Here is a 20,691-nt window from a genome sequence, read left to right on the forward strand (position 1 = left end):
GGGTAAATGCCTCCTGGGCATTTACCCTATTATGACGTTATTAGGGGTGTTATAAATATGGAAAAAACGGTTCCTGCTTCCAAGAGATTGATGAAATCCAGCAAGTCAAGGATGAATGGGGAATTCACTGGAAGGCTTTTAGTTACGCTATGTGCCTTAATCATGATTGCAGCCACCGTCTCGATCACGATATTTCTAGGGACGAAAGGTTTGCAGGCATTCATTAAAAATGGTGTAAATCCAATTGAATTCTTAACCAGTGCAAATTGGAATCCTTTAAAGGAAAAACCAGGATACGGGGCATTGACGTTTATTTTCGGTTCATTTGCTGTTACCTTGCTATCAGCATTGGTGGCCGCTCCGCTTGGAATTGGCGGTGCCATCTTCATGACCGAAATTGCTCCATCATGGGGAAGGAAAGTCCTGCAGCCGGTAATTGAGTTATTGGTTGGAATTCCTTCTGTTGTTTATGGATTCATAGGGCTTACAGTATTGGTGCCATTTGTACGTCATCATATCGGCGGGCTAGGCTTTGGCCTTCTGACAGGTACAGTCGTGCTGGCCGTCATGATTTTACCGACAATCACAACGATTGCGACAGATGCAATGAGTACACTACCCAAAAATTTGCGTGAAGGCTCCTATGCGTTGGGTGCCACACGCTGGCAAACGATCAGAAAAGTATTGATTCCGGCAGCATTACCTTCATTATTGACTGCAATCGTACTAGGGATGGCAAGAGCATTTGGAGAGGCTTTAGCTGTGCAGATGGTAATCGGGAATTCAAGGGACCTGCCGTCCAGCATTTTGGATACAGCGGCAACCTTGACGACCATCATTACCTTGAATATTGGAAACACAACCTATGGAAGTGTGGAAAATAATACGCTTTGGTCAATGGGATTAATTCTTCTCATTATGTCCTTTGGCTTTATCTTGCTGATCCGTTATCTTTCTTCTAGGAGGAAATTATAATGAATAGTAAAGTTGCAGATCGAATAGCAACCAGTGTATTTGGACTGATTGCTGTCATTATCGTCGGAGTTCTGATTAGTTTATTTGCTTATATATTGATCAACGGAGTATCCCATATTTCCTTGAAATTTCTGACAAGCCCATCGAGTTCGTTCCGCGAAGGTGGAGGCATACGGGATCAACTCTTTAATTCCATTTACATTTTGGTCATTACGATGATTATCACAGTGCCGCTTGGATTAGGCGGAGGCATTTACATGGCTGAATATGCAAAGCCTGGAAAGGTTACGGATGCCATCCGTTCTTGTGTTGAAGTATTGGCTTCTCTTCCTTCCATCGTTATCGGCATGTTCGGATTATTGATGTTTGTTAATTTAACAGGCTGGGGATATACCATTATAGGTGGCGCCTTGGCACTGACAGTATTTAACCTTCCTGTCATGGTCCGGGTAAGTGAGGATGCAATCCGCAACCTGCCGCGTGAATTGAAGGAAGCAAGCCTTGCATTGGGAATCACACATTGGCATACGATCAAGACGGTCCTTTTGCCATCTGCATTCCCTTCAATCCTGACGGGGGCAATCCTTGCTGCGGGCCGTGTATTCGGGGAAGCTGCGGCTCTCTTATTTACGGCAGGTCTTTCAACGCCAAGATTGAATTATATGGATTGGAATCCTTTTTCACATACATCGCCATTGAATGTATTCCGTCCTGCTGAGACATTGGCCGTTCACATTTGGTCGGTGAATACGTCAGGGCTTATCCCAGATGCGAAAGAAATATCTGCAGGGGCTTCAGCCGTATTGATTATCGCGGTGCTAGTCTTTAACTTATCTGCAAGATGGATCGGAAGTCTTATTCATAAAAAATTAACAGCAAACAGCAAATAATAATGAACAGGTGTGATTAATTATGTACACTGTGATGGAAGTTAATAAATCGAAAAAAACGTCCAGTATTTCAGTTTCCAGCAAGCCTGAAACGATATTGAAGGTTGAAGATCTGAGTATTTACTACGGCGAGAAAAAAGCGGTCAATAATGTATCCATGAAAATCGGAAAAAATGCCGTCACTGCTTTGATCGGTCCGTCGGGCTGCGGGAAATCGACATTTCTCCGCAGCATCAACCGTATGAATGATTTAATTCCAATTGCCCGCAATGAAGGGAAAATCATATATGATGATGTCAATTTATTGGATGAAAAAATTGATGTGGTTTCATTAAGGAAAGAAATCGGCATGGTGTTTCAAAAGCCGAATCCTTTTCCGAAATCCATTTATGAAAACATTACCCACGCTTTGAAATTCAATGGAATCAGAAAAAAATCGACATTGGACCAAGTGGTGGAAGAAAGCTTGACGAAAGCAGCTTTATGGGATGAAGTAAAGGACCGTCTCCATACTTCTGCCCATTCCCTTTCAGGCGGTCAACAGCAGCGCCTCTGCATTGCAAGGACGATTGCCATGAAACCGACAGTCATGCTTCTCGATGAGCCTTCTTCGGCGTTGGATCCAATTTCTAATGCGAAAATAGAGGAATTGATCCTTAATTTGAAGAAAGATTATTCTATCGTGATCGTAACGCATAATATGGGACAGGCGGCGAGGATATCCGATAAAACAGCTTTCTTCTATAATGGCGATTTGATTGAATTCGATGATACTGAAACAATCTTTACGAATCCTTCCGTTCAAAAAACAGAAGAATACATCTCTGGAAGATTCGGATAGAAGGGGGAAGAAAAGATGTCAACTATCACGGCAAAAAAACAAGTATTCGACATTAATGATTTGAATCTTTGGTATGGAAATAGCCATGCTCTGAAAAATATCAATTTTTCAGTTGCGGAGAATGAAGTCACTGCGATCATCGGACCATCTGGGTGTGGGAAATCAACTTTCATCAAGACTTTGAATTTAATGATCCAAACGATTCCAAGTGTGAAAATGTCCGGGGAAATCATGTATGATGGAAAGAACATTCTTTCATCAAGGCTTGATTTAGTAAATCTCCGCAAGAATGTCGGGATGGTATTCCAAAAAGGGAACCCTTTCCCACAGTCTATCTATGACAATGTAACGTACGGGCCGAAAATCCACGGAACTAAAAAGAAAAAGGTATTGGATGAAATTGTTGAGAAAAGTTTGCGCGACGTTGCATTATGGGATGAAGTAAAGGATAGATTAAATGCCCCTGCACTAGGATTATCAGGCGGCCAGCAGCAGCGTCTTTGCATCGCCAGGGCACTGGCAACGAAGCCTGATGTCATACTGATGGATGAGCCGACATCGGCACTTGATCCAATTTCAACGATGAAAATTGAAGAATTGGTCCTGGAATTGAAAAAGGAATACACAATTGTCATGGTTACCCACAATATGCAGCAGGCTTCAAGGGTGTCTGACAAAACGGCATTTTTCTTGATGGGTGAATTGGTTGAATTCGATGAAACCGAAAAAATATTTTCTAACCCTAACGATCAACGCACGGAGGATTATGTATCCGGAAGGTTCGGTTAAAAGATTGGCAGGTTAATGATTAAGAGCATAATGAGGATGGGGTGTTGTAAATGAATGTACGAACAAACTTTGATCTGAACTTAAAGCAATTAAAAGAACAGTTGCTTCAAATGGCAGATACAGCACGAGATGCATTGAAAGAATCCATTAAAGCCTTGAAAACGCAGGATATCGAGAAGGCAAACGAGATCATTGCAAACGATAATACAATTGATCGCTTGGAGGATGAAATTAACAGCAAGGCATTGGCGCTAATTGCAAAGGAATCTCCTGTTGCAACAGATTTGAGGAAAATCATCGTGGCCATCAAGGTATCCTCAGAAATAGAGCGAATCGGTGATATGGCAGTAAATATTGCTAAATCTACGCTTCATATTGGTGATGAGAAGCATATTAAAAACATCGTGGACATCCCGAAAATGGCGGATATGGCAATGGATATGCTTTCTTCTTCATTAACTGCATTCTATTCGGAAGACGTTACATTGGCAAAAGAGTGCGCAGATCAGGATGATGAAGTGGATAAAATGTATGGCGAGCTGATCCAGGAATTAATGGGATACATCCCCAATCATCCTTCAGCCATCAATCAGATCACACAGCTTGCATTTGTGTCCCGCTATATTGAACGTGTAGCGGACCATGCCACAAATATTTCCGAGCACGTCATTTTCCTTGTGACCGGGAAGAAGTATGACCTTAATGCTTAAATGACAGGAAACCGAGAGCATGGATGCTCTCGGTTTTTTTGCGTTAACTGCTAAAGGGAAAAGGTTCTATTTTTTTAAATGATTGTAAAATTTACGTAAAATTATCACTCCATTTATAGTATTTTTTTCATATTAAAGTAGAATTTAGTATGTAAATTATCCTATGTGGGGGGAAACTGGTGAATATAATCACATCAATTCGCGGACAGCTCAATGGAAATATTCCAAAGTGGAAAAATTTAAAAATGAATAAGTTCTGGAAAAATCAAATATCAATTAAGGGAAAAATTTTATCTGTATTCATATTTATTGCGTTGTGCTTCATTATCACAATCGCCATGGCTTTTATTTTCTTCCAAGAAGCTTATCAAGATATGAATACACTTAAAAAGCATAATGATTATTCCGTTGCTGTCATCCAAATAGGAAGGGCGATGAATGACAAGGATATTCGGATAGCAGATTATATCACCTTCTTAAAAGAGGAGGATTTGACGGATTACAGGAAACTAAGGAATAAGGTCCATCAGCAAATGAAGGATATCAAAAATACTAGTCAAAATGCAAAACAGTCGAAAATTTTAACTAAGATACAAAGCAATAATGAAAAGATGGATCAATTATTTGTGCAGGAAGTGGCGCCAGCGGTTGTCCGTCTCGATGAAGAGGGCTATACGAAAGCCCGAGGTCAAATATCAACTTTGCGAAATCAAAATAATTTGTATCTCGAACAACTTTTGGCTTTGATCAGCCAAGATCAAAAACAATTGCTGGCTGCATCACAGCATCACAAAAATGAATTTATGCTTTTGTTGGTCATCATTACGGTTTTGGCCTGTGCCTTTAGTGGATTAGCTGTATGGATCGTCTCCAACTCCATCCGGAAGCGTCTGCAAAAAGTAGTGAAAGTAACAGAGGAAGTTGCGAAAGGGAACCTTGAAGTAACCATTACCGATACAGAAGGAAAGGAAGAAATTCAAAGTTTGAATCATTCTGTGGCCATCATGGTTAAAGAGCTGAAAGAACTCGTTAAAGGCATTCAAAGTGTCTCAGAAAAAGTTTATAGTCAAAGCGGGCACATCCGTACATACACCATGAATCTAAAAGGTTCAAGTGAGCAAATCTCCAATTCTATGGTAGAACTGGCTTCCGGTGCTGAAACTCAGTCCAATGAAACTAATGAAATGCTGGCGAAGTATGATTCCTTTAACGAACAAATTACAGTCGTAAAGAAAAACAGCCATTCCTTGGATTCAACTTCTAAAGAAGCGCTTGAGATTACCCGGATCGGCCATACTTCTATGAAGGAAACGGTCAATCAGATCAATAAAGTGCATAGTATGATGAAAAATGCTCATTCAGATATCATGCATATGAAAGAAAATGTCCTTGAAATTACAAGTTTTATTGAAATCATTTCCTCCATAGCTTCACAAACGAATTTACTTGCTTTGAATGCTGCGATTGAGGCTGCCAGGGCTGGAGAAGCCGGAAAGGGATTTGCCGTTGTGGCTGAAGAAGTCAGGAAACTTTCTGCCCAGGTTGAAAACTCACTCAAAAGTATGAATAATTTTGTAGAAAATATCCGTCATGTTTCAGAAAAGGTTCATATATCCATCGAAAACGGCTACAATGAACTGGATAAAGGAGCTGAGTATGTCCAAGCTTCCGGTGAAAAATTTGAAAAAATCAAAACAGAAATTGAAGGAATGGCCAACCACATTGAAGAAATTTCAAATAGTATTGAACATTTGTCCAGCCATAGTGAACATTTAAGTCATTCATTCCACTCCATTGCTGAAATCAGCGGCCATTTCAATGAAGGGTCCCTCCGGTCCAGTGCTTCCGTACAGGAGCAGAATGGACTCGTTGAACAATTATTTGCAGAATCAGATTATATGTTGAAAAACGCTGACGAACTTGCCGTACTGGTGAAAAATTTCAAATGAACCGAAGAAATCCCCATAGGCGCTGACCGCCTATGGGGATTTCTAGTATCGTTAGTTTGATTTCGTAATGATTTTTGCTATCGTTTCGTAATCCATATTACTCATCAGGTCGTATTCCCCTATTTGCAAGATGAGCTGGTACTTGTGTTTGATCAGATAATCATTGAAGTCCTGTCCATTGTCAACGATTCCTGCCTTTTCAAGCTCATTGCTGATTTCTGATGTAGTCATTCCGCTATGTACGACTAAATGGAAACGAGTTATGATTTTTTGTTTGTCTCCGTTTCCGGTTTCAGCAGAGGAATCTTTGTGATTCGTTTGTACTTGATCCAACTGCTTCTCTGCTTGGGACAACTGTTTTTTTAATGCTGTATAACTTTCACTTTTCACGATGGTATAGCCTTTTTGTTTCCAGGAAGCTTTTTCTGTTTCAGTGGATTTTCCCTCTGGTTGAGGAAAAAATTTAAGAAAGATAAACATGACAATGATGGCAAAAGTGATGCCGGCCGCAAAGAATCTTGCTGCTCTTCTATCCATTACGATTCTCCTTACATAGGTCGTTATTCAGCTAATATTTCGTTCACTTCAGCAAGGGACAAAGAAGATTGTGCAGCAATCTGCTCCCTTTCGAGGCCCTGACGATATAAATGAAGGACTTGGTTCCGGATAATTTCATTGATATTCCGTTTGTTGGTGCTCCTCTCAGGTGATTTGAACGATATAGGATTCCCGGTCACCATGATCTCTTCCTCCAATATCTTCATTCTTTTTTTAATTTGGTAGTTTTCCTGAAAGAAGGTCAGCGACAATTCTTCCAGTTCTTTTTCAATTAACTTCGTTCGATCTTTAAGGAAGAAAGATAGAATGAAAAGAATAAATGCGAAACCTGACAGCCCAAATAAAATGATCTCCATGAAGAGTCTCCTTTTAATAATTTCCTATGTTATTTATAGCATAGTATGGAAAAAATCTCTATGAGTTTAGTGAGAATTTTGTCGAAGATTATCGTGTATGAATGAGCAAGTTCGGTTGAAAAAAAATAATTTTCTCGCTAAAGCCATTTGCAAGAACAGCTGAACAATTTCCGACAATTTGCGTTTATTGTAGCTTTGTGAAGGTGGTGGTACGATTAGAATAACTAATATTCAGAAAATTGGTGAAGCAATCATCTTGCTAGGAGTGATGAATATGATAGAGGAAATTTTGGAGCTTCGATCTAAAGGGTTATCTTTCCGCAAAATTGCGGTTCAACTAAATACTACTGTAGGAAAAGTCCAATATAGCTGGGTAAAATATCAAAAATCGAGGAAGGAAAAGGAAGAAAAAGAGGAAATGGCCATTCCTGCAATGCCTAAAAAGAAAACGGTCAGAAAAGGTAAATGGAAAGCGCGCATTCATAAAATTCGTGCGCCGCGCTGCGATCTGCATCTTACCTTTTCAAAATATAATCGCTTGTTTTGTTATTGGACAATTGATTCATCGATCATCCGATCCATGTTAAATTATCATCAAACATCGACTGATGATGCAAGAGCTGTCTTACGAATATTTAATGTTTCCGGCATTCCTCATTTTAATGGATCCAACGCTCATTCCTACCAGGATATTATGGTAAAGACCGAGTCAACGGACTGGTATCTGAATGAATTGCAGGAAGGCAGAAGTTATTGCATCGAGTATGGTTTTCTTTTGCCAAACGATCATTTTCTTCCATTGGTCAGGTCAAATACGATCACCATCCCTTGTATTGATAATCAAAAGCAAGGATTAGTCGGAAAAGAAATATTGGACGAGTTCTCAAAAAAGGCTCAAACTACTCCTAAATGGATAGAACATGTCAGTACATACACTTATTATGAGAAACCATCCATCGAAAAGGAGAAGCGATAAAATGGGGGATGCTGCTGTTCGTCCGATCATCCATATGAAAGATGATTTGATACCTCTTGGCAAATTCAGTCCAGAGGATAAGAAAATATACTATGCACAATTAGCTGAGAAGTATTTAAAGATCATTAGTTTGCTGGAGCATGACGAAAGGGAACCAATCATTTTAATCATAAACCCTGCGGTATTCGATATTTTAAAGGATAAAGAATTTTTGAAAATGGTTGATGAGTCGCTAATGAAGGAATTTAATATGAGAAACGCAAAATCCTTCAAGGACAATGATCTTCACTCTATTTATCCAGTGTGGTTGAATATTGACAGGGACATCCTACGGGCATTGCGTACGCTGATTATTCAACAGCGGATATTAGCCATTCCTACAGCTATCAGTCCATTTCCATTTACACACTTTAAAACAAGGGAAGCGATTAACGAACAAATCTCTCTAAGCATTAATAAGTGGAAATCCTATATGGGTGATGCACCGAATGGTTTTTGGCTGCCTGAATGTGCGTATATTTCGGGTTTGGACCAATATTTGCTTGATTCAGATGTGCAATTTACGTTTTTATCAAAATGGGCCTTTGACACTGCAAAACCATATTCTGCAGAAACAGATAGCATTCTTCAAACTCCTAGGGGGCTAAAAGTATTGCCGGTTATAGAAGTGATGCCGCCTATGGATAAGAGTTCGTTTTCGTATCTTGATTACCTGAAGGAAGAAGACAAGGTCTCCATATATTATGTAATTTCTGATAGTGAATTATTTTGCGCTGATGTTGATGGGATGAAAAAGGAATGCCGTACAGCCTTACTGGGCTTTACGTATCTGGGGATGGAAGAGAATCGTCTTATACTGACGGATGTTCAGCTTAAGCAACTTCCACTGCTGCACAAAATGGAAGATGAATTGGTGAATTTGGCAAAAGCCCTCGATGATCATAATCATCGAATCTATCTCCAATTAAAGAGAGAATGGCTGATGTACTGCATGGGGATCATGGATGATTGGCTCAATTTCGATTCAAACGATATTCAGCAGACATTTTCCCAGTATTCGTCAGTCATGACAACTGGTCTGTTGGACAATCAAGCATTATCCATGCGAGAAAGATTACTCCATATCGATCTTCAGAGCCATTTTTCTGATGGTGAAAAAGAGAAGAATAATGAAATGCTGAGTGAAGGTTCGTTGTCAGCTTTGATCCTTTCTTGGGAATACCCGCCCAATATTGTGGGAGGATTGTCAAGGCATGTGCATGACCTGGCAAAGGGGTTATCGAAGAAGGGTTTGGATGTACACATATTGACTACCCGAACTTCTGGTCTGCCTATGTATGACCTTGATGGGCAAGTTCATGTTCATAGGGTTTCCCCAATGCATGAGGAAGAAGAAAATTTCCTCCATTGGATCGCTGATTTAAATAATGCCATGATCCAAAAAGGGATTGAGCTTTTCCGGTCACATTCGTTTGATGTCATCCATGCACATGATTGGCTGGTAGGGAGTGCGGCAAAATTCCTGAAAAAGCAATTCAATATACCGCTTGTCACCACCATCCATGCGACGGAGCACGGCAGAAACAATGGAATCAATAATGAGGTTCAACGATTCATTCATGAAAAAGAGCAGGAACTTGTACATCTGTCGGATGAATTAATTGTGTGCAGTGAATATATGAAAGAAGAGTTGAAGAAACTGTTCAACTTCGAAACTTCCCTGGTAATTCCTAACGGAGTCTATCCATTAAGCATTGACCATACTTTAAGTGATGAAAAGGTTTTTGCTCAAATGATCCGTAATCGGAAGATGGTGTTCTCAATCGGAAGGATGGTAGCAGAAAAAGGGTTTGAAACCATTATTGAAGCTGCGGAGAAACTTGTCGATCAGCGGGAAGAGATCTGTTTCATCATTGCAGGCAGAGGGCCATTATTGGATCATTATCGACAAATGGTGATAAATAGAGGGCTTAAGGATTTTGTGTATTTCATCGGGTACATTTCAGATGAAGAAAGAAATTGTTTATTTAGACAAGCTGATATGGCAGTATTTCCGAGTTTATATGAACCATTTGGAATTGTTGCACTTGAAGCAATGGCAGCTAAAAAGCCTGTTGCAGCAGCAAGGACAGGGGGTTTGAAGGGAATATTCAACAACGAAAATGGCGTGCTGTTTACCCCAGGAAGCAGTGTGGAACTGGCAGACGCTGTTTCATCATTATTAAGCAATCCTGCCAAAGCAGCACGCATTGCCGAGAATGCCTATAAAATAGCCATAACGTTATTTGGCTGGGAACGTATTAGTGAGAAAACTATGAATGTCTATGAGGATATCAGGCTCAAATCTAAAGTAGAGGGCATTAAATTGTAGATGTTTATCATTTTTTAAGGGGGGAAGTATGGATGGAAGCTGTGTCTGCATTAATCAATGATCACTTCATAAGGAAAACATTCATTGAAGCAAGAGGGGCAGATCATCATGTTATGTTATCAGTCGGCAAGCAAACATTGGAAGGCCTTGAAATTCAACTTAATGAACAATCATCGGGTGATTGTTCCTCCTTTGACATTTCTGTCAAAAATGGAACACAGGCAGTCAAGCACATAAAATTAACGGTCATTAACGAACCGATCACTGACCAACCGGACCACATATCATTTATATCGCCGAACGGATATTACACGCTACATTTTTTTAATGAGAGGGTCTTCCTATTGGATGGCTCCATCAATGTCCAAAACATGATGAAAAGCGCCTATTGCTGCAGAATGACAGACAATGTTACCGTGCTTGGGAATAAAGCATTGACTTACCAGCCAATTGCCAAAGGCAATGTAAAAAGCATACAGCGTTTCGAATTTGTTATTCCCCCATCTGCTCGTGTGGAAGGAAAAGTGTGGATCATGAACGGGATCCAAGTAGAAGAAATATTAAAAAACAATAATGCATATAAAAACAGACTAGCATTTCAATGAAAAAAGTGATATTATATAAAAGTCGTACGAATAGTAGAAGAATGCAATGATGAGTTTGGAGGGAAAAACATGCGTGTTAATATCACTTTAGCTTGCACTGATTGCAGTGAGCGTAACTATATTTCTACAAAAAACAAGCGTAACAACCCAGATCGTCTTGAGCTTAAAAAATATTGCCCAAGAGAAAAGCGCGTTACATTACACCGTGAAACGAAGTAAGCAGCAGGGAGATCCCCAGCTGCTTTTTTTGTGCTTAATAGTGTTAAAAAGGAGACAAGGGGCATGCTTATGAATAAAAAAAAGCAGATTAGAAAAAAAATGAAGTCCTCATTAGAGGAATTGGAGAAGTTGGTCTATGAGCAATCCTCCTACTTAATTTCAAAGCGATTATTTGAACTGGAGGATTGGCGCAATGCTAATACTATCGGCATAACAATTTCTAATGGGACTGAAGTGGACACATGGCAAATCATTAGAAGGGCATGGACAGATGGTAAGCGGATAGTCGTGCCGAAATGTCTAACAGAATCGAAAGAATTGTTGTTTAAGCAGATTACGGACTTCACTCAGCTTGAGAAAGTGTTTTTTGGCTTATATGAACCGAAGGCAGAACAGGAAGCCATTGACAAACATCAAATTGATTTATTGATTGTACCCGGACTGGCATTCATGAAAGATGGGTATCGTCTTGGATTTGGCGGCGGCTACTATGATCGCTTCTTAGCCGATTATAAAGGAAATACAGTTTCCCTTGCTTTCCAACGCCAATTAGTTGAATCCCTCCCAATAGAGGATTTCGATAAACCAGTAAAAAAAATCATTACCGATCAAGAGGTTGTTGTGTGCCATGCATAACATGCTTTATGAAATTCCATTCATTTTGATGATTTGTGCTGCAGGAGTGTGGACCCGCAGCCTGTCCGTTTCCGGAGGGATTGCTGCTTTTTTGAGCGGAGGAATGATTGCAGCTGCGTTTGAATGGAGAGGATTATTCGTACTGGGGGTATTTTTCCTGTCTTCGAGCCTTCTTTCAAAATATAAAAAACAAGAAAAGAAAAAGGTGGAAGAGATCGTCGCAAAAGGCGACCGCAGGGATTGGCAGCAAGTCGCAGCCAATGGAGGACCTGCAGCCTTGTTTTCATTCATATACCTCATTCAGAATGGTTCAATCTGGCAGCTGTGTTTTTGTGCAAGTATCGCAGCAGCAAATGCAGATACTTGGTCCTCAGAACTTGGGGTCTTAAGCAAAGGGAAACCATTTTCCATACGGACTTTTTCAACAGTGGAAAAAGGGACATCAGGTGCCGTCAGCTTCATGGGAACTCTTGCTGGATTGATGGGGGCCATTTGCATTGCTCTGGCAGCCATGTTTTTATTTTCTTCTCTGGAAGTTCGGCAGATGCTGTTCATCGCAGCAGCAGGATTTGCAGGAAACATAATTGATACGCTGCTTGGGGCCAGCCTTCAAGTTGAGTTTTATTGCAAAAAATGCGGGATCAAAACCGAAAGGAAGACACACTGTGGGAGCCGGACTGAGAAAATTAAAGGTATTCCTTTCATCAATAATGAAACAGTCAACTTCATATCACCATTCTTTGCAGGGCTGCTGATTTTTGTCCTCTTTCAATAAATCGCTTCAATGAAAAATTTTTGTTTGTTGAAGGATAATTCACTATAATTGCCGCAAAATAAAGGCAAGGAGTGATGAAAATGACAAACGGATTATGGAAATGGATCGTGACTGCGATATTTTTTCTAGTTGCTTATCGTTTTCGCTACCGTATGTTGAATATCTTGCTCGGAAACTTTTTTCTTAGGAAATTTGCGGTCAAGTTCATAATGAATATCCCGGGTTTTCGTTCGAAGATCATTCAAAGCACATTTTAAAAGACCTTTAGCGGGTCTTTTTTTTGTTGCTATTATTCATAATAGTGAGGCTGCTCGCTTTCCGAGAGCATAATAGGCTCTCTGTCCATGGTCCAGCTTTACATGTGCTTCTTTACTTATGTATAGTTAAAGCAACGACTATTCATCCAACTGGGTGACCTATAGAAAGTAGTGGGTAATTTGAGTATGAGTGAATCCTTATTGTTCTGGAAGCTGGCTAATGATTTGGTGATCAAAAGACAATATCGCATCGTGCAGGTTGCCGAAACGGAAAATGAAATGTGGCTTGAAAATTTTTCGAATAAAAAAGCCCCGGTCATCCGGCTTTTGAATCATGATATCGATTGGGGCAATCGGCTTCAGAGAGATATTGAGTTCACCACAAGAAATGGCGAGAAAATTCGCAAGGCTTTTTATAAAAGGCAACTGACCGTTCTGAATGTATATATTTCCAGTTATCCTCCAGTCGATGATTATCACTATCTATTGGAAAAGCCGCACCAGCTCTCCAATCAAAAGGTGCTGCTTCATAATGTGATGCTGACAAAGGAACAGAGGCATGAAGGGCTTTCAATGTTGAATGATTTTTTTCACGAACCGATCATCATCCAAGAGGGACAAGATGGTAGTATTGAAGAGCTGAAACAATCAACATTGCAGGCATCGGTGGAAAAATCTAAAAATGAGAAAAAGTTGTTTGAATTTGGAAAACCATTTTTCACCTATATTTTTATTGCGATCCAAGTGATTGTTTTCATCCTACTGGAATTGAAAGGCAGCAGTACAAATCCTGAGAACTTAATACAATTTGGCGCAAAATACAATCCACTCATCCTACAAGGCCAGTGGTGGAGGTTCATCACTCCGATATTTCTGCATATCGGAGTGCTCCATATCCTTATGAATACCCTTGCCCTCTATTATTTAGGGATTGCAGTGGAGAAAATATACGGACGGATGAGATTCTTATGGATTTATCTTTTTGCTGGATTTGCTGGTTCGGTAGCCAGCTTCGTATTTACGGATAATCTTTCTGCAGGGGCCAGCGGAGCGATTTTTGGCTGCTTCGGTGCATTGCTGTATTTCGGGTCGGTATACCCGAATTTATTCTTCCGGACAATGGGAGTGAATGTCCTGGTGGTCATCGGTATTAATCTCGTATTCGGATTCACCGCATCAGGAATTGATAATGCCGGGCATCTTGGAGGACTGGCTGGAGGCTTTTTAGCTACCGGGGTTGTACATTTGCCGAAAAAGAAAAATTGGAGGAGGCAGCTATTATTTTTGGTTTTGACCATCCTTCTGAGCGCAGGCTTTTTGATTTATGGTTTTCGATACAGCGAAGCAAGTGCTGATCCGGATGTTACAAATAGTCTTGCACAGCAATATATTAAGGATAAACAATATGGCAAGGCAGAAAAGTTATTGAATTCTTATATTGATCAGCATGAAGGAAATGCTGTCACATATTTCTTTTTATCCTATGTGGAGCTTCAGCATGGCCAAAATGAAAATGCAAAGCAGCACCTCATGAAAGCAATCCGTCTCAATCCACGCTTTCATGAAGCACATTATAATTTAGCCCTTATTTATTATGATGAAGGCAATTTCCAAAAAGCTGAAACTGAGGTTCAGGAAGCTTTGAAGTATAAGGACGATAAGAAATATCAAACGCTTTTGAAAGAGATACAATCAAGGATCTAATCAAAGTTGATTTTCTGCATCAGAAGGATTGGCTGATTTGTTTTTGTCAAGAAGATAATATATAAGTTTTCCTTGTTTTTATTTAGTAAAATGATTGGTACGGTACTGTCAAGGGGATCCTCGACCGTACCGTTTTTTAATTTGATCCCAAGAAAGTAATTCTTATATAGTCCTTCCCATAGATTCCCGATGATGATGTTTGTTTGATCTTGTGTGAAACCTGGCAATGGCTGATTATTGTACTTTGGAAGATCCGTCAAGGCAATGTCATCAAATTGGCTTTCAGGAATATGGAAGGCTTTAACCGCTTTATCTTTTGTATATTGAAGTCGCCTATTGATCAACTGATCCATTACTTTTTTCCATTCCATTTCTGTATTTGTGGAAGGAACTTTAAATGAATATAGCGGACTGAACTTTGAATCGATTACATACAGCCCATCGCTGGCCATGATTTGAGCACTCGTGATGCTGTTTCCGACTTGATCATGAAGTTCGGCGTAATGAAAGGAAACCCCTTCAAAAAGCGCGCTATCTTTCCCAAATATCCTTTTTTCACTTTCCAGCAAAGTTACGTTTTGTTTCCAATTATTCGTCTTTTGTTTTAATCTCCCGTTTTCATAAAGCAATCCAATATCCTGGCGTAAATAGGCTTTTTCGTTTAGGACGGATTTTAATCGCCAATCAACTGAATAGGTTGGAGTTTTTCCTTCGTTCAAACTGATTGAAGTGGAAGCTGAAAGAAACATTGCTTTTTTGTCGATTGGAAAGAAAATGATGCTTTCCTTTGCGGCTTTGTTTGGCAGATGGAATAGGGATAGGGTGATGACAACCATTAATATTGAAGTGGATAGGACCCTTAATTTTGTATTTTTCATGAGTTTGACTCCCCAACGTTTTTAGGACATGTATATGAATTCGGCAATTAAAATAGAAGGTATTTTTTGGTCCATCCTTGACCATGATGGAAATTAGACTCGACATGAGAGGGGCCAGCAAGGATGGAAACCAGAGAGAAACAGCCTGTTTCTTCTAATATAGAAAAAAATATAGATTACATGAAAACAATGATGGCCGTTGATAAAAGCTTTGATGTGATTCAGCTTGATCTTGCTTATGCAGGACGAAAAATGGTCATGTTCTTGGTGGATGGATTCGTTAAGGATGATATTCTTCATTATCTAATGAAGCTTTTGGCAGGTCTCGATGAAGACCAGCTTGAAGATGATGCGTTAAATAAACTTCTGAAAAAATATATTCCCTATGTAGAAGTCGAAGAGAAGGATGATTTAAATATCGTCATTGATACGGTTCTTGCAGGACCAACCGCATTACTTGTTGATGGAATCGATAAAGCGATATTGATAGATGCCAGAACCTACCCCGTAAGAGGGCCGCAGGAACCGGATTTGGAAAGGGTGGTCAGGGGGTCGAGGGACGGATATGTAGAGACACTTGTATTCAATACTGCGTTGACCCGGCGAAGGATCCGGGATCGAACGCTGAGAATGGAATATCTGCAAATTGGCAGACGGTCGAAGACGGATGTGGTTGTGTGCTACCTGGAAGATATTGCTGATCCCAAGTTAGTGAATAAGATCAAAAAATCATTATCAATGATTGATACTGATGGACTGCCGATGGGTGAAAAAACCATTGAGGAGTTTGTGTCGGGCAGGCACTGGAATCCGTATCCAATGGTACGGTATACAGAGAGGCCGGATACTGCTGCAGCCCATCTTTATGAAGGACATGTCTGCATCATCGTCGATGGCTCCCCCAGTGTTTTGATCACACCCACAACCTTTTGGCATCACCTGCAGCATATAGAAGAATACCGAAACAAGCCATTGGTTGGCGCTTACTTGCGAATGGTTCGTTTCATTGCTGTCTGGGCATCGATTTTCTTACTTCCTTTATGGTATTTGTTCTCCATACATCCGGATTTATTGCCGATTTCTTTTTTTTATGTCAGTCCGGATGACATGGGGGATGTTCCACTTTTCCTGCAACTGATTCTCATTGAAATCGGAATAGATATTTTAAGGATGGCAGCCATTCATACCCCTTCCTCTCTGGCTACGGCATTAGGGCTCGTGGCTGCATTGATGATAGGACAGGTTGCTGTCCAGGTTGGGTTGTTCATCAATGAGGTCATTTTATACTTGGCGGTCGCTGCAATTGGAACTTTTGCCACCCCCAGTTATGAGTTAAGCCTCGCCAACCGGTTGGTCCGGATTTATTTGCTGGTCGCAACAGCATTATTTGGACCATACGGCCTGATTGTCGGGACCACTCTCTGGGTCATTGCATTGACACGATTAAAATCGTTTGACATACCTTATATGTGGCCGTTCATTCCCTTTAATTACAGAGCATTCCGCGACGTGATGGTCCGATCGCCGATCCCGCTCAAAAATAGGAGACCGCGTTTTTTACATCCAAAAGATCCAGATCGATAAAACCTGTCTATCCATAGAGGCTGTCCAGTTCCTAGGTGCCATGCACATAGGAGAAGGCAGCCTTTTCCTTGTGTTCGATTGGTTAATACTTTTGTTTTATCCGAAAATATTTTATACTTAATAAATGAAATGGGTTAAAAGGCTGGGAAATAAAAATGAAAACGGTTTACGATGTCCAACAATTTTTAAAGCGCTATGGGACAATAATTTATACTGGAGATAGATTGGCTGACTTGGAATTGATGGAAATGGAATTTATTGATTTGTTTCAAGCAAAGGTCATTGATCCAAAAGATTTTCAATCGGCAATATTGGTTATAAAACAACATATTCAAAAAGAAAAACAAAATCTAAAAAATCGTGGTGAATAATGAATGATGGAAAAATGGCTTGTAGGTGTAGATCTTGGAGGTACGACGACTAAGCTTGCTTTTTTGAATACATATGGAGAAATATTGCATAAGTGGGAGATACCAACGGATACAAGTAATAAGGGGAAAAGCATCATCATCAATATTGCCAAGTCCATTGATGAAAAATTAGAAGAACTCGACCAGCCGAAAGAAAAACTTGCCGGAGTTGGAATGGGGGCCCCTGGTCCAGTCGATATGTCCAAGGGCATTATTTACGAAGCGGTTAATTTAGGCTGGGAAAGCAATTATCCATTGAAAGACCTGCTTGAAGTGGAAACGAATTTACCTGCGGTCATTGACAACGATGCAAATTGTGCAGCACTCGGAGAAATGTGGAAAGGTGCTGGAAATGGCTCAAAAGATACGATTTGTGTAACACTCGGTACCGGTGTAGGCGGAGGAATCATTGCAAATGGCCAAATCATTCATGGCGTCAAAGGAGCTGGCGGTGAGATCGGCCATATTACAGTGGTCCCTGAAAATGGAGCGCAATGCAACTGCGGGAAGCGCGGGTGTTTGGAGACTGTCGCCTCAGCAACTGCGGTTGTAAGGCTTGCGAAGGAAGCAGTGGAGGTATCTGATACCCCATCAACCCTTCGTGAAATGTTCAAAAGCGGGGAAAAGGTCACGGCAAAAGATGTATTTGATGCGGCCAGGAGCAATGATGGGCTAGCCAAGAAGGTCGTCAATCAATTGGCATACTATTTGGGATTCGCTTTATCAAATTTAGGAAACGGTCTCAATCCCGAAAATATCGTCATCGGCGGCGGTGTGTCCAAAGCCGGGGATATCCTACTGGAGCCTGTAAAGGAATATTTTAAGAAATTTGCATTTCCGACTGTTGCAGAATCAACATCATTGGCGATTGCAACATTGGGCAATGATGCCGGAGTGATTGGTGCCGCTTGGCTTGTCAAAAGTACAGTAAAATAAATCTTTGAAAAACTGGCGATGATCGCCAGTTTTTTTATTTTGGCTTTGTTAATGCTTGGGGGCAATTAGCTTATGCCAGCTGTTGATTGAGTGCAACGACAACCGAGGAGGCTCCCGCCCCGCCCGCGGGAAGTGAAGACTTTGCACGGGAATCAAATGAGATGTTTAACAGGGTTCCATATAAATTGTTTCTGCGAATGATATGAAACCTTGTCCAAATCGAAACGTCTATAAATGAGGTGAAAGATCCTTTTTTGACATTTATTTTCAATCTTAATTTGATGGATATGGTCCAAACTAAAAATAAGATCCTTTCCTGGACTTTTAATTTAAATAAGGAGGCCAGAAATGAAATTTTTGAAAAAAACGGACATTTCCATTGTTCTATTAGCTGCCGGGTTCCTTTGGCTCAAGTCATATATCGTTTACAAAACGAGCTTTCATATAAAAATTGAGAACGGACTACAAGAATTTATTTTACTCATAAATCCATTGAGTTTTTTGCTTCTCATATTCGGTGTCGCCTTTTTTATTAAATCGGAGAAAATTCGCAATCGCTATGTTTTAACTGCGAGCTTCATTCTGTCATTTGTTTTATACGCGAATGTAGCATTTTATCGTTTTTTTGATGATTTTCTTACGCTGCCGGTTTTGTTTCAAACCAATAATTTCGGAGATTTGGGAAATAGTGCGGGAGAAATCATTCATTGGGGAGATATTTTGTTTTTCGCGGATACGTTCGTATTGACCATTCTTATGAGACGGAAACCGGGTTTTCTTCAATTAGATTTTTTTTCGATAATAAGCCGGCGTGGATTCGTGTTGTTTTCCATTTCCCTCATTTTATTAAACCTTGGACTTGCTGAGGTGGAGAGACCGCAATTGCTGACAAGAACCTTTGACAGGGAGATGTTAGTGAAGAACATCGGAACATTCAACTACCATTTGTACGATATCTTTCTTCAATCGAAATCCTCGGCTCAGAGGGCAATGGCCGATGGAAGCGAGTTGGTGGGAATCAACAACTATGTCCGTGCCAATTACCAGGAGCCGAATGAAAAATATTTTGGGATAGCGAAAGGCAAGAATGTGATCATTGTTTCGTTGGAGTCCTTGCAGAGTTTTGTGATCAATCATAAAGTGAATGGAAAAGAAGCAACTCCATATTTAAATAAATTCATTCATGACAGTTTTTATTTTGATCATTTTTATCATCAAACGGGACAGGGCAAAACATCTGATGCAGAATTCTTAGTGGAAAACTCATTGTTTCCATTAGGAAGGGGAGCGGTATTTTTCACCCATTCAGGAAATGTATATCATTCCATGGCAGAAAGACTGAATGAAAACGGCTACTACACTGCAGGAATGCATGCAAATAATAAAAGCTTCTGGAATCGGGATATCATGTATAAATCCCTTTCCTACAATCGTTTTTATTCCATGACAGATTATTCGATTCGTGATGAGGATGTCATCGGATGGGGATTAAAGGATATCCCCTTTTTTAACCAATCCGTCGGCCTAATGAAACAAATGCCAACCCCTTTTTACACCAAATTGATAACATTGACGAATCATCACCCATTTAAATTAGATGAGCAGGACAAGCTCATTGATGAATTTACATCTGGTGATGGTACGTTCAATCGATATTTTACAACTGTAAGATATACCGATGAAGCCATTAAGCAATTTATTGAAGGGCTAAAAGAACAAGGACTTTATCGAAATTCCATCATTGTTTTATATGGGGATCATTATGGGATCTCTGAAAATCATAATGAGGCGATGAAGCAATATTTAGGAAAAGAGATCACGCCGCTTGCCAACACTGAGCTTCAAAAAGTCCCGCTTTTCATTCATATCCCTGGGGTTACAGACAAAGGCAGAGGAAAAGTGATCAGTGAAGTCGGTGGACAGGTTGATATAAGGCCGACGGTTTTGCATTTGCTTGGCATATCGACTAAAGGAGATATTCAATTTGGTACGGATTTATTCTCCAATAATCATGGGGATTTTGCCGTCCTAAGGAATGGAAGCTTCGTTTCAAAGGAGTATATTTACACCAAAAACGTTTGCTACAGCAAAATAACCGAACAACCCGTCCAAAAAGAAAATTGCCAGCCATATAACAAAAAGGCAAAACAAGAGCTAGATTACTCCGATAAAATCATATACGGCGACCTTTTAAGATTTTATGACCAAAAAAATGCCGCACTCAAGGGAGAATGAATAATATTCTCCCTTTTATCATTTTTCCCGCATCCCT

Annotated in this window: 21 protein-coding genes; 18 read left to right on the forward strand and 3 right to left on the reverse strand. The window is 40.2% G+C overall.

The features are described 5' to 3' along the window. The first annotated feature begins 57 nt into the window (after nt 1-57). The 6 genes from pstC (at nt 58) to D9X91_RS02215 (ending at nt 6,154) form a co-directional block, all read left to right on the forward strand. Entirely contained in the window at nt 58-975 is a 918-nt protein-coding gene (gene pstC / locus D9X91_RS02190; RefSeq protein ID WP_121678907.1) for a phosphate ABC transporter permease subunit PstC, read from the forward strand. Then, on the forward strand, nt 975-1,865 hold the full coding sequence (gene pstA, locus D9X91_RS02195; RefSeq protein WP_121678908.1) for a phosphate ABC transporter permease PstA: 891 nt from the start codon (nt 975-977) through the stop codon (nt 1,863-1,865). The genes pstC and pstA overlap by 1 nt, the downstream gene beginning before the upstream one ends. Before the next feature lie 34 nt (nt 1,866-1,899). Further along, on the forward strand, nt 1,900-2,706 hold the full coding sequence (gene pstB / locus D9X91_RS02200; protein ID WP_121679019.1) for a phosphate ABC transporter ATP-binding protein PstB: 807 nt from the start codon (nt 1,900-1,902) through the stop codon (nt 2,704-2,706). Nucleotides 2,707-2,721: 15 nt separating this feature from the next. After that, nucleotides 2,722-3,495: a phosphate ABC transporter ATP-binding protein PstB gene (gene pstB, locus D9X91_RS02205; RefSeq protein ID WP_121678909.1), complete on the forward strand. Its 774-nt coding sequence runs from the start codon at nt 2,722-2,724 to the stop codon at nt 3,493-3,495. Nucleotides 3,496-3,545: 50 nt separating this feature from the next. Next, the gene (gene phoU / locus D9X91_RS02210; RefSeq protein ID WP_121678910.1) at nt 3,546-4,205 is read left to right on the forward strand and encodes a phosphate signaling complex protein PhoU; all 660 of its coding nucleotides are present in this window, start codon (nt 3,546-3,548) and stop codon (nt 4,203-4,205) included. Nucleotides 4,206-4,384: 179 nt separating this feature from the next. Continuing rightward, nucleotides 4,385-6,154 carry a methyl-accepting chemotaxis protein gene (locus D9X91_RS02215; RefSeq protein WP_121678911.1) on the forward strand — a complete coding sequence of 590 codons (1,770 nt, stop codon included), beginning with the start codon at nt 4,385-4,387 and terminating at the stop codon, nt 6,152-6,154. A 51-nt stretch (nt 6,155-6,205) separates the two neighbouring features. Here the strand turns inward: D9X91_RS02215 and D9X91_RS02220 are convergent, their stop codons facing one another. Both D9X91_RS02220 and D9X91_RS02225 read right to left on the reverse strand, forming a co-directional pair. Beyond that, on the reverse strand, nt 6,206-6,691 hold the full coding sequence (locus D9X91_RS02220; RefSeq protein ID WP_121678912.1) for an endolytic transglycosylase MltG: 486 nt from the start codon (nt 6,689-6,691) through the stop codon (nt 6,206-6,208). Nucleotides 6,692-6,714: 23 nt separating this feature from the next. Then, nucleotides 6,715-7,068: a hypothetical protein gene (locus D9X91_RS02225; RefSeq protein WP_121678913.1), complete on the reverse strand. Its 354-nt coding sequence runs from the start codon at nt 7,066-7,068 to the stop codon at nt 6,715-6,717. Between the two features lie 274 nt (nt 7,069-7,342). On the opposite strand from D9X91_RS02225, the gene D9X91_RS02230 reads away from it, so the two are divergent. The 8 genes from D9X91_RS02230 to D9X91_RS02260 all read left to right on the forward strand — a co-directional run bounded on the left by D9X91_RS02230 (nt 7,343) and on the right by D9X91_RS02260 (nt 14,611). Next, nucleotides 7,343-8,044, forward strand: coding sequence for a DUF4912 domain-containing protein (locus D9X91_RS02230; RefSeq protein ID WP_158598213.1), 702 nt, complete (start codon nt 7,343-7,345; stop codon nt 8,042-8,044). A 1-nt stretch (nt 8,045) separates the two neighbouring features. Continuing rightward, entirely contained in the window at nt 8,046-10,415 is a 2,370-nt protein-coding gene (locus D9X91_RS02235) for a glycosyltransferase (protein WP_158598214.1), read from the forward strand. A gap of 32 nt (nt 10,416-10,447) precedes the next feature. Then, nucleotides 10,448-11,020 (forward strand): hypothetical protein, encoded by a 573-nt coding sequence (locus D9X91_RS02240; RefSeq protein ID WP_121678916.1) that lies wholly within the window; start codon nt 10,448-10,450, stop codon nt 11,018-11,020. Between the two features lie 69 nt (nt 11,021-11,089). After that, nucleotides 11,090-11,239: a 50S ribosomal protein L33 gene (gene rpmG, locus D9X91_RS02245; RefSeq protein ID WP_114744861.1), complete on the forward strand. Its 150-nt coding sequence runs from the start codon at nt 11,090-11,092 to the stop codon at nt 11,237-11,239. Nucleotides 11,240-11,302: 63 nt separating this feature from the next. Next, the gene (locus D9X91_RS02250) at nt 11,303-11,875 is read left to right on the forward strand and encodes a 5-formyltetrahydrofolate cyclo-ligase (RefSeq protein ID WP_325050488.1); all 573 of its coding nucleotides are present in this window, start codon (nt 11,303-11,305) and stop codon (nt 11,873-11,875) included. Continuing rightward, nucleotides 11,868-12,650, forward strand: a complete 783-nt coding sequence (locus D9X91_RS02255; protein WP_121678917.1) for a DUF92 domain-containing protein — start codon at nt 11,868-11,870, stop codon at nt 12,648-12,650. The genes D9X91_RS02250 and D9X91_RS02255 overlap by 8 nt, the downstream gene beginning before the upstream one ends. Before the next feature lie 80 nt (nt 12,651-12,730). After that, nucleotides 12,731-12,907 (forward strand): hypothetical protein, encoded by a 177-nt coding sequence (locus D9X91_RS22680; RefSeq protein ID WP_199738062.1) that lies wholly within the window; start codon nt 12,731-12,733, stop codon nt 12,905-12,907. Nucleotides 12,908-13,093: 186 nt separating this feature from the next. Continuing rightward, entirely contained in the window at nt 13,094-14,611 is a 1,518-nt protein-coding gene (locus tag D9X91_RS02260) for a rhomboid family protein (protein WP_199738063.1), read from the forward strand. On the opposite strand, the gene D9X91_RS02265 is transcribed toward D9X91_RS02260, so the two are convergent. Then, on the reverse strand, nt 14,608-15,489 hold the full coding sequence (locus D9X91_RS02265; RefSeq protein WP_121678919.1) for a hypothetical protein: 882 nt from the start codon (nt 15,487-15,489) through the stop codon (nt 14,608-14,610). The genes D9X91_RS02260 and D9X91_RS02265 overlap by 4 nt on opposite strands. Nucleotides 15,490-15,612: 123 nt before the next feature. Here D9X91_RS02265 and D9X91_RS02270 point away from each other — a divergent pair, with 123 nt between their 5' ends. The 4 genes from D9X91_RS02270 to D9X91_RS02285 all read left to right on the forward strand — a co-directional run bounded on the left by D9X91_RS02270 (nt 15,613) and on the right by D9X91_RS02285 (nt 20,654). Continuing rightward, a complete protein-coding gene (locus tag D9X91_RS02270) occupies nt 15,613-17,073 on the forward strand; it encodes a spore germination protein (protein ID WP_121678920.1) in 1,461 nt (486 codons plus the stop codon). Between the two features lie 155 nt (nt 17,074-17,228). Continuing rightward, nucleotides 17,229-17,444, forward strand: a complete 216-nt coding sequence (locus D9X91_RS02275) for a YqgQ family protein (RefSeq protein WP_121678921.1) — start codon at nt 17,229-17,231, stop codon at nt 17,442-17,444. A 3-nt stretch (nt 17,445-17,447) separates the two neighbouring features. Beyond that, nucleotides 17,448-18,419: an ROK family glucokinase gene (locus D9X91_RS02280; protein ID WP_121678922.1), complete on the forward strand. Its 972-nt coding sequence runs from the start codon at nt 17,448-17,450 to the stop codon at nt 18,417-18,419. 348 nt (nt 18,420-18,767) lie between these two features. Continuing rightward, nucleotides 18,768-20,654, forward strand: coding sequence for an LTA synthase family protein (locus D9X91_RS02285; protein WP_121678923.1), 1,887 nt, complete (start codon nt 18,768-18,770; stop codon nt 20,652-20,654). Nucleotides 20,655-20,691 lie beyond the last annotated feature (37 nt).

The sequence above is a fragment of the Falsibacillus albus genome (genome assembly GCF_003668575.1).
GTDB lineage: Bacteria > Bacillota > Bacilli > Bacillales > DSM-25281 > Falsibacillus > Falsibacillus albus.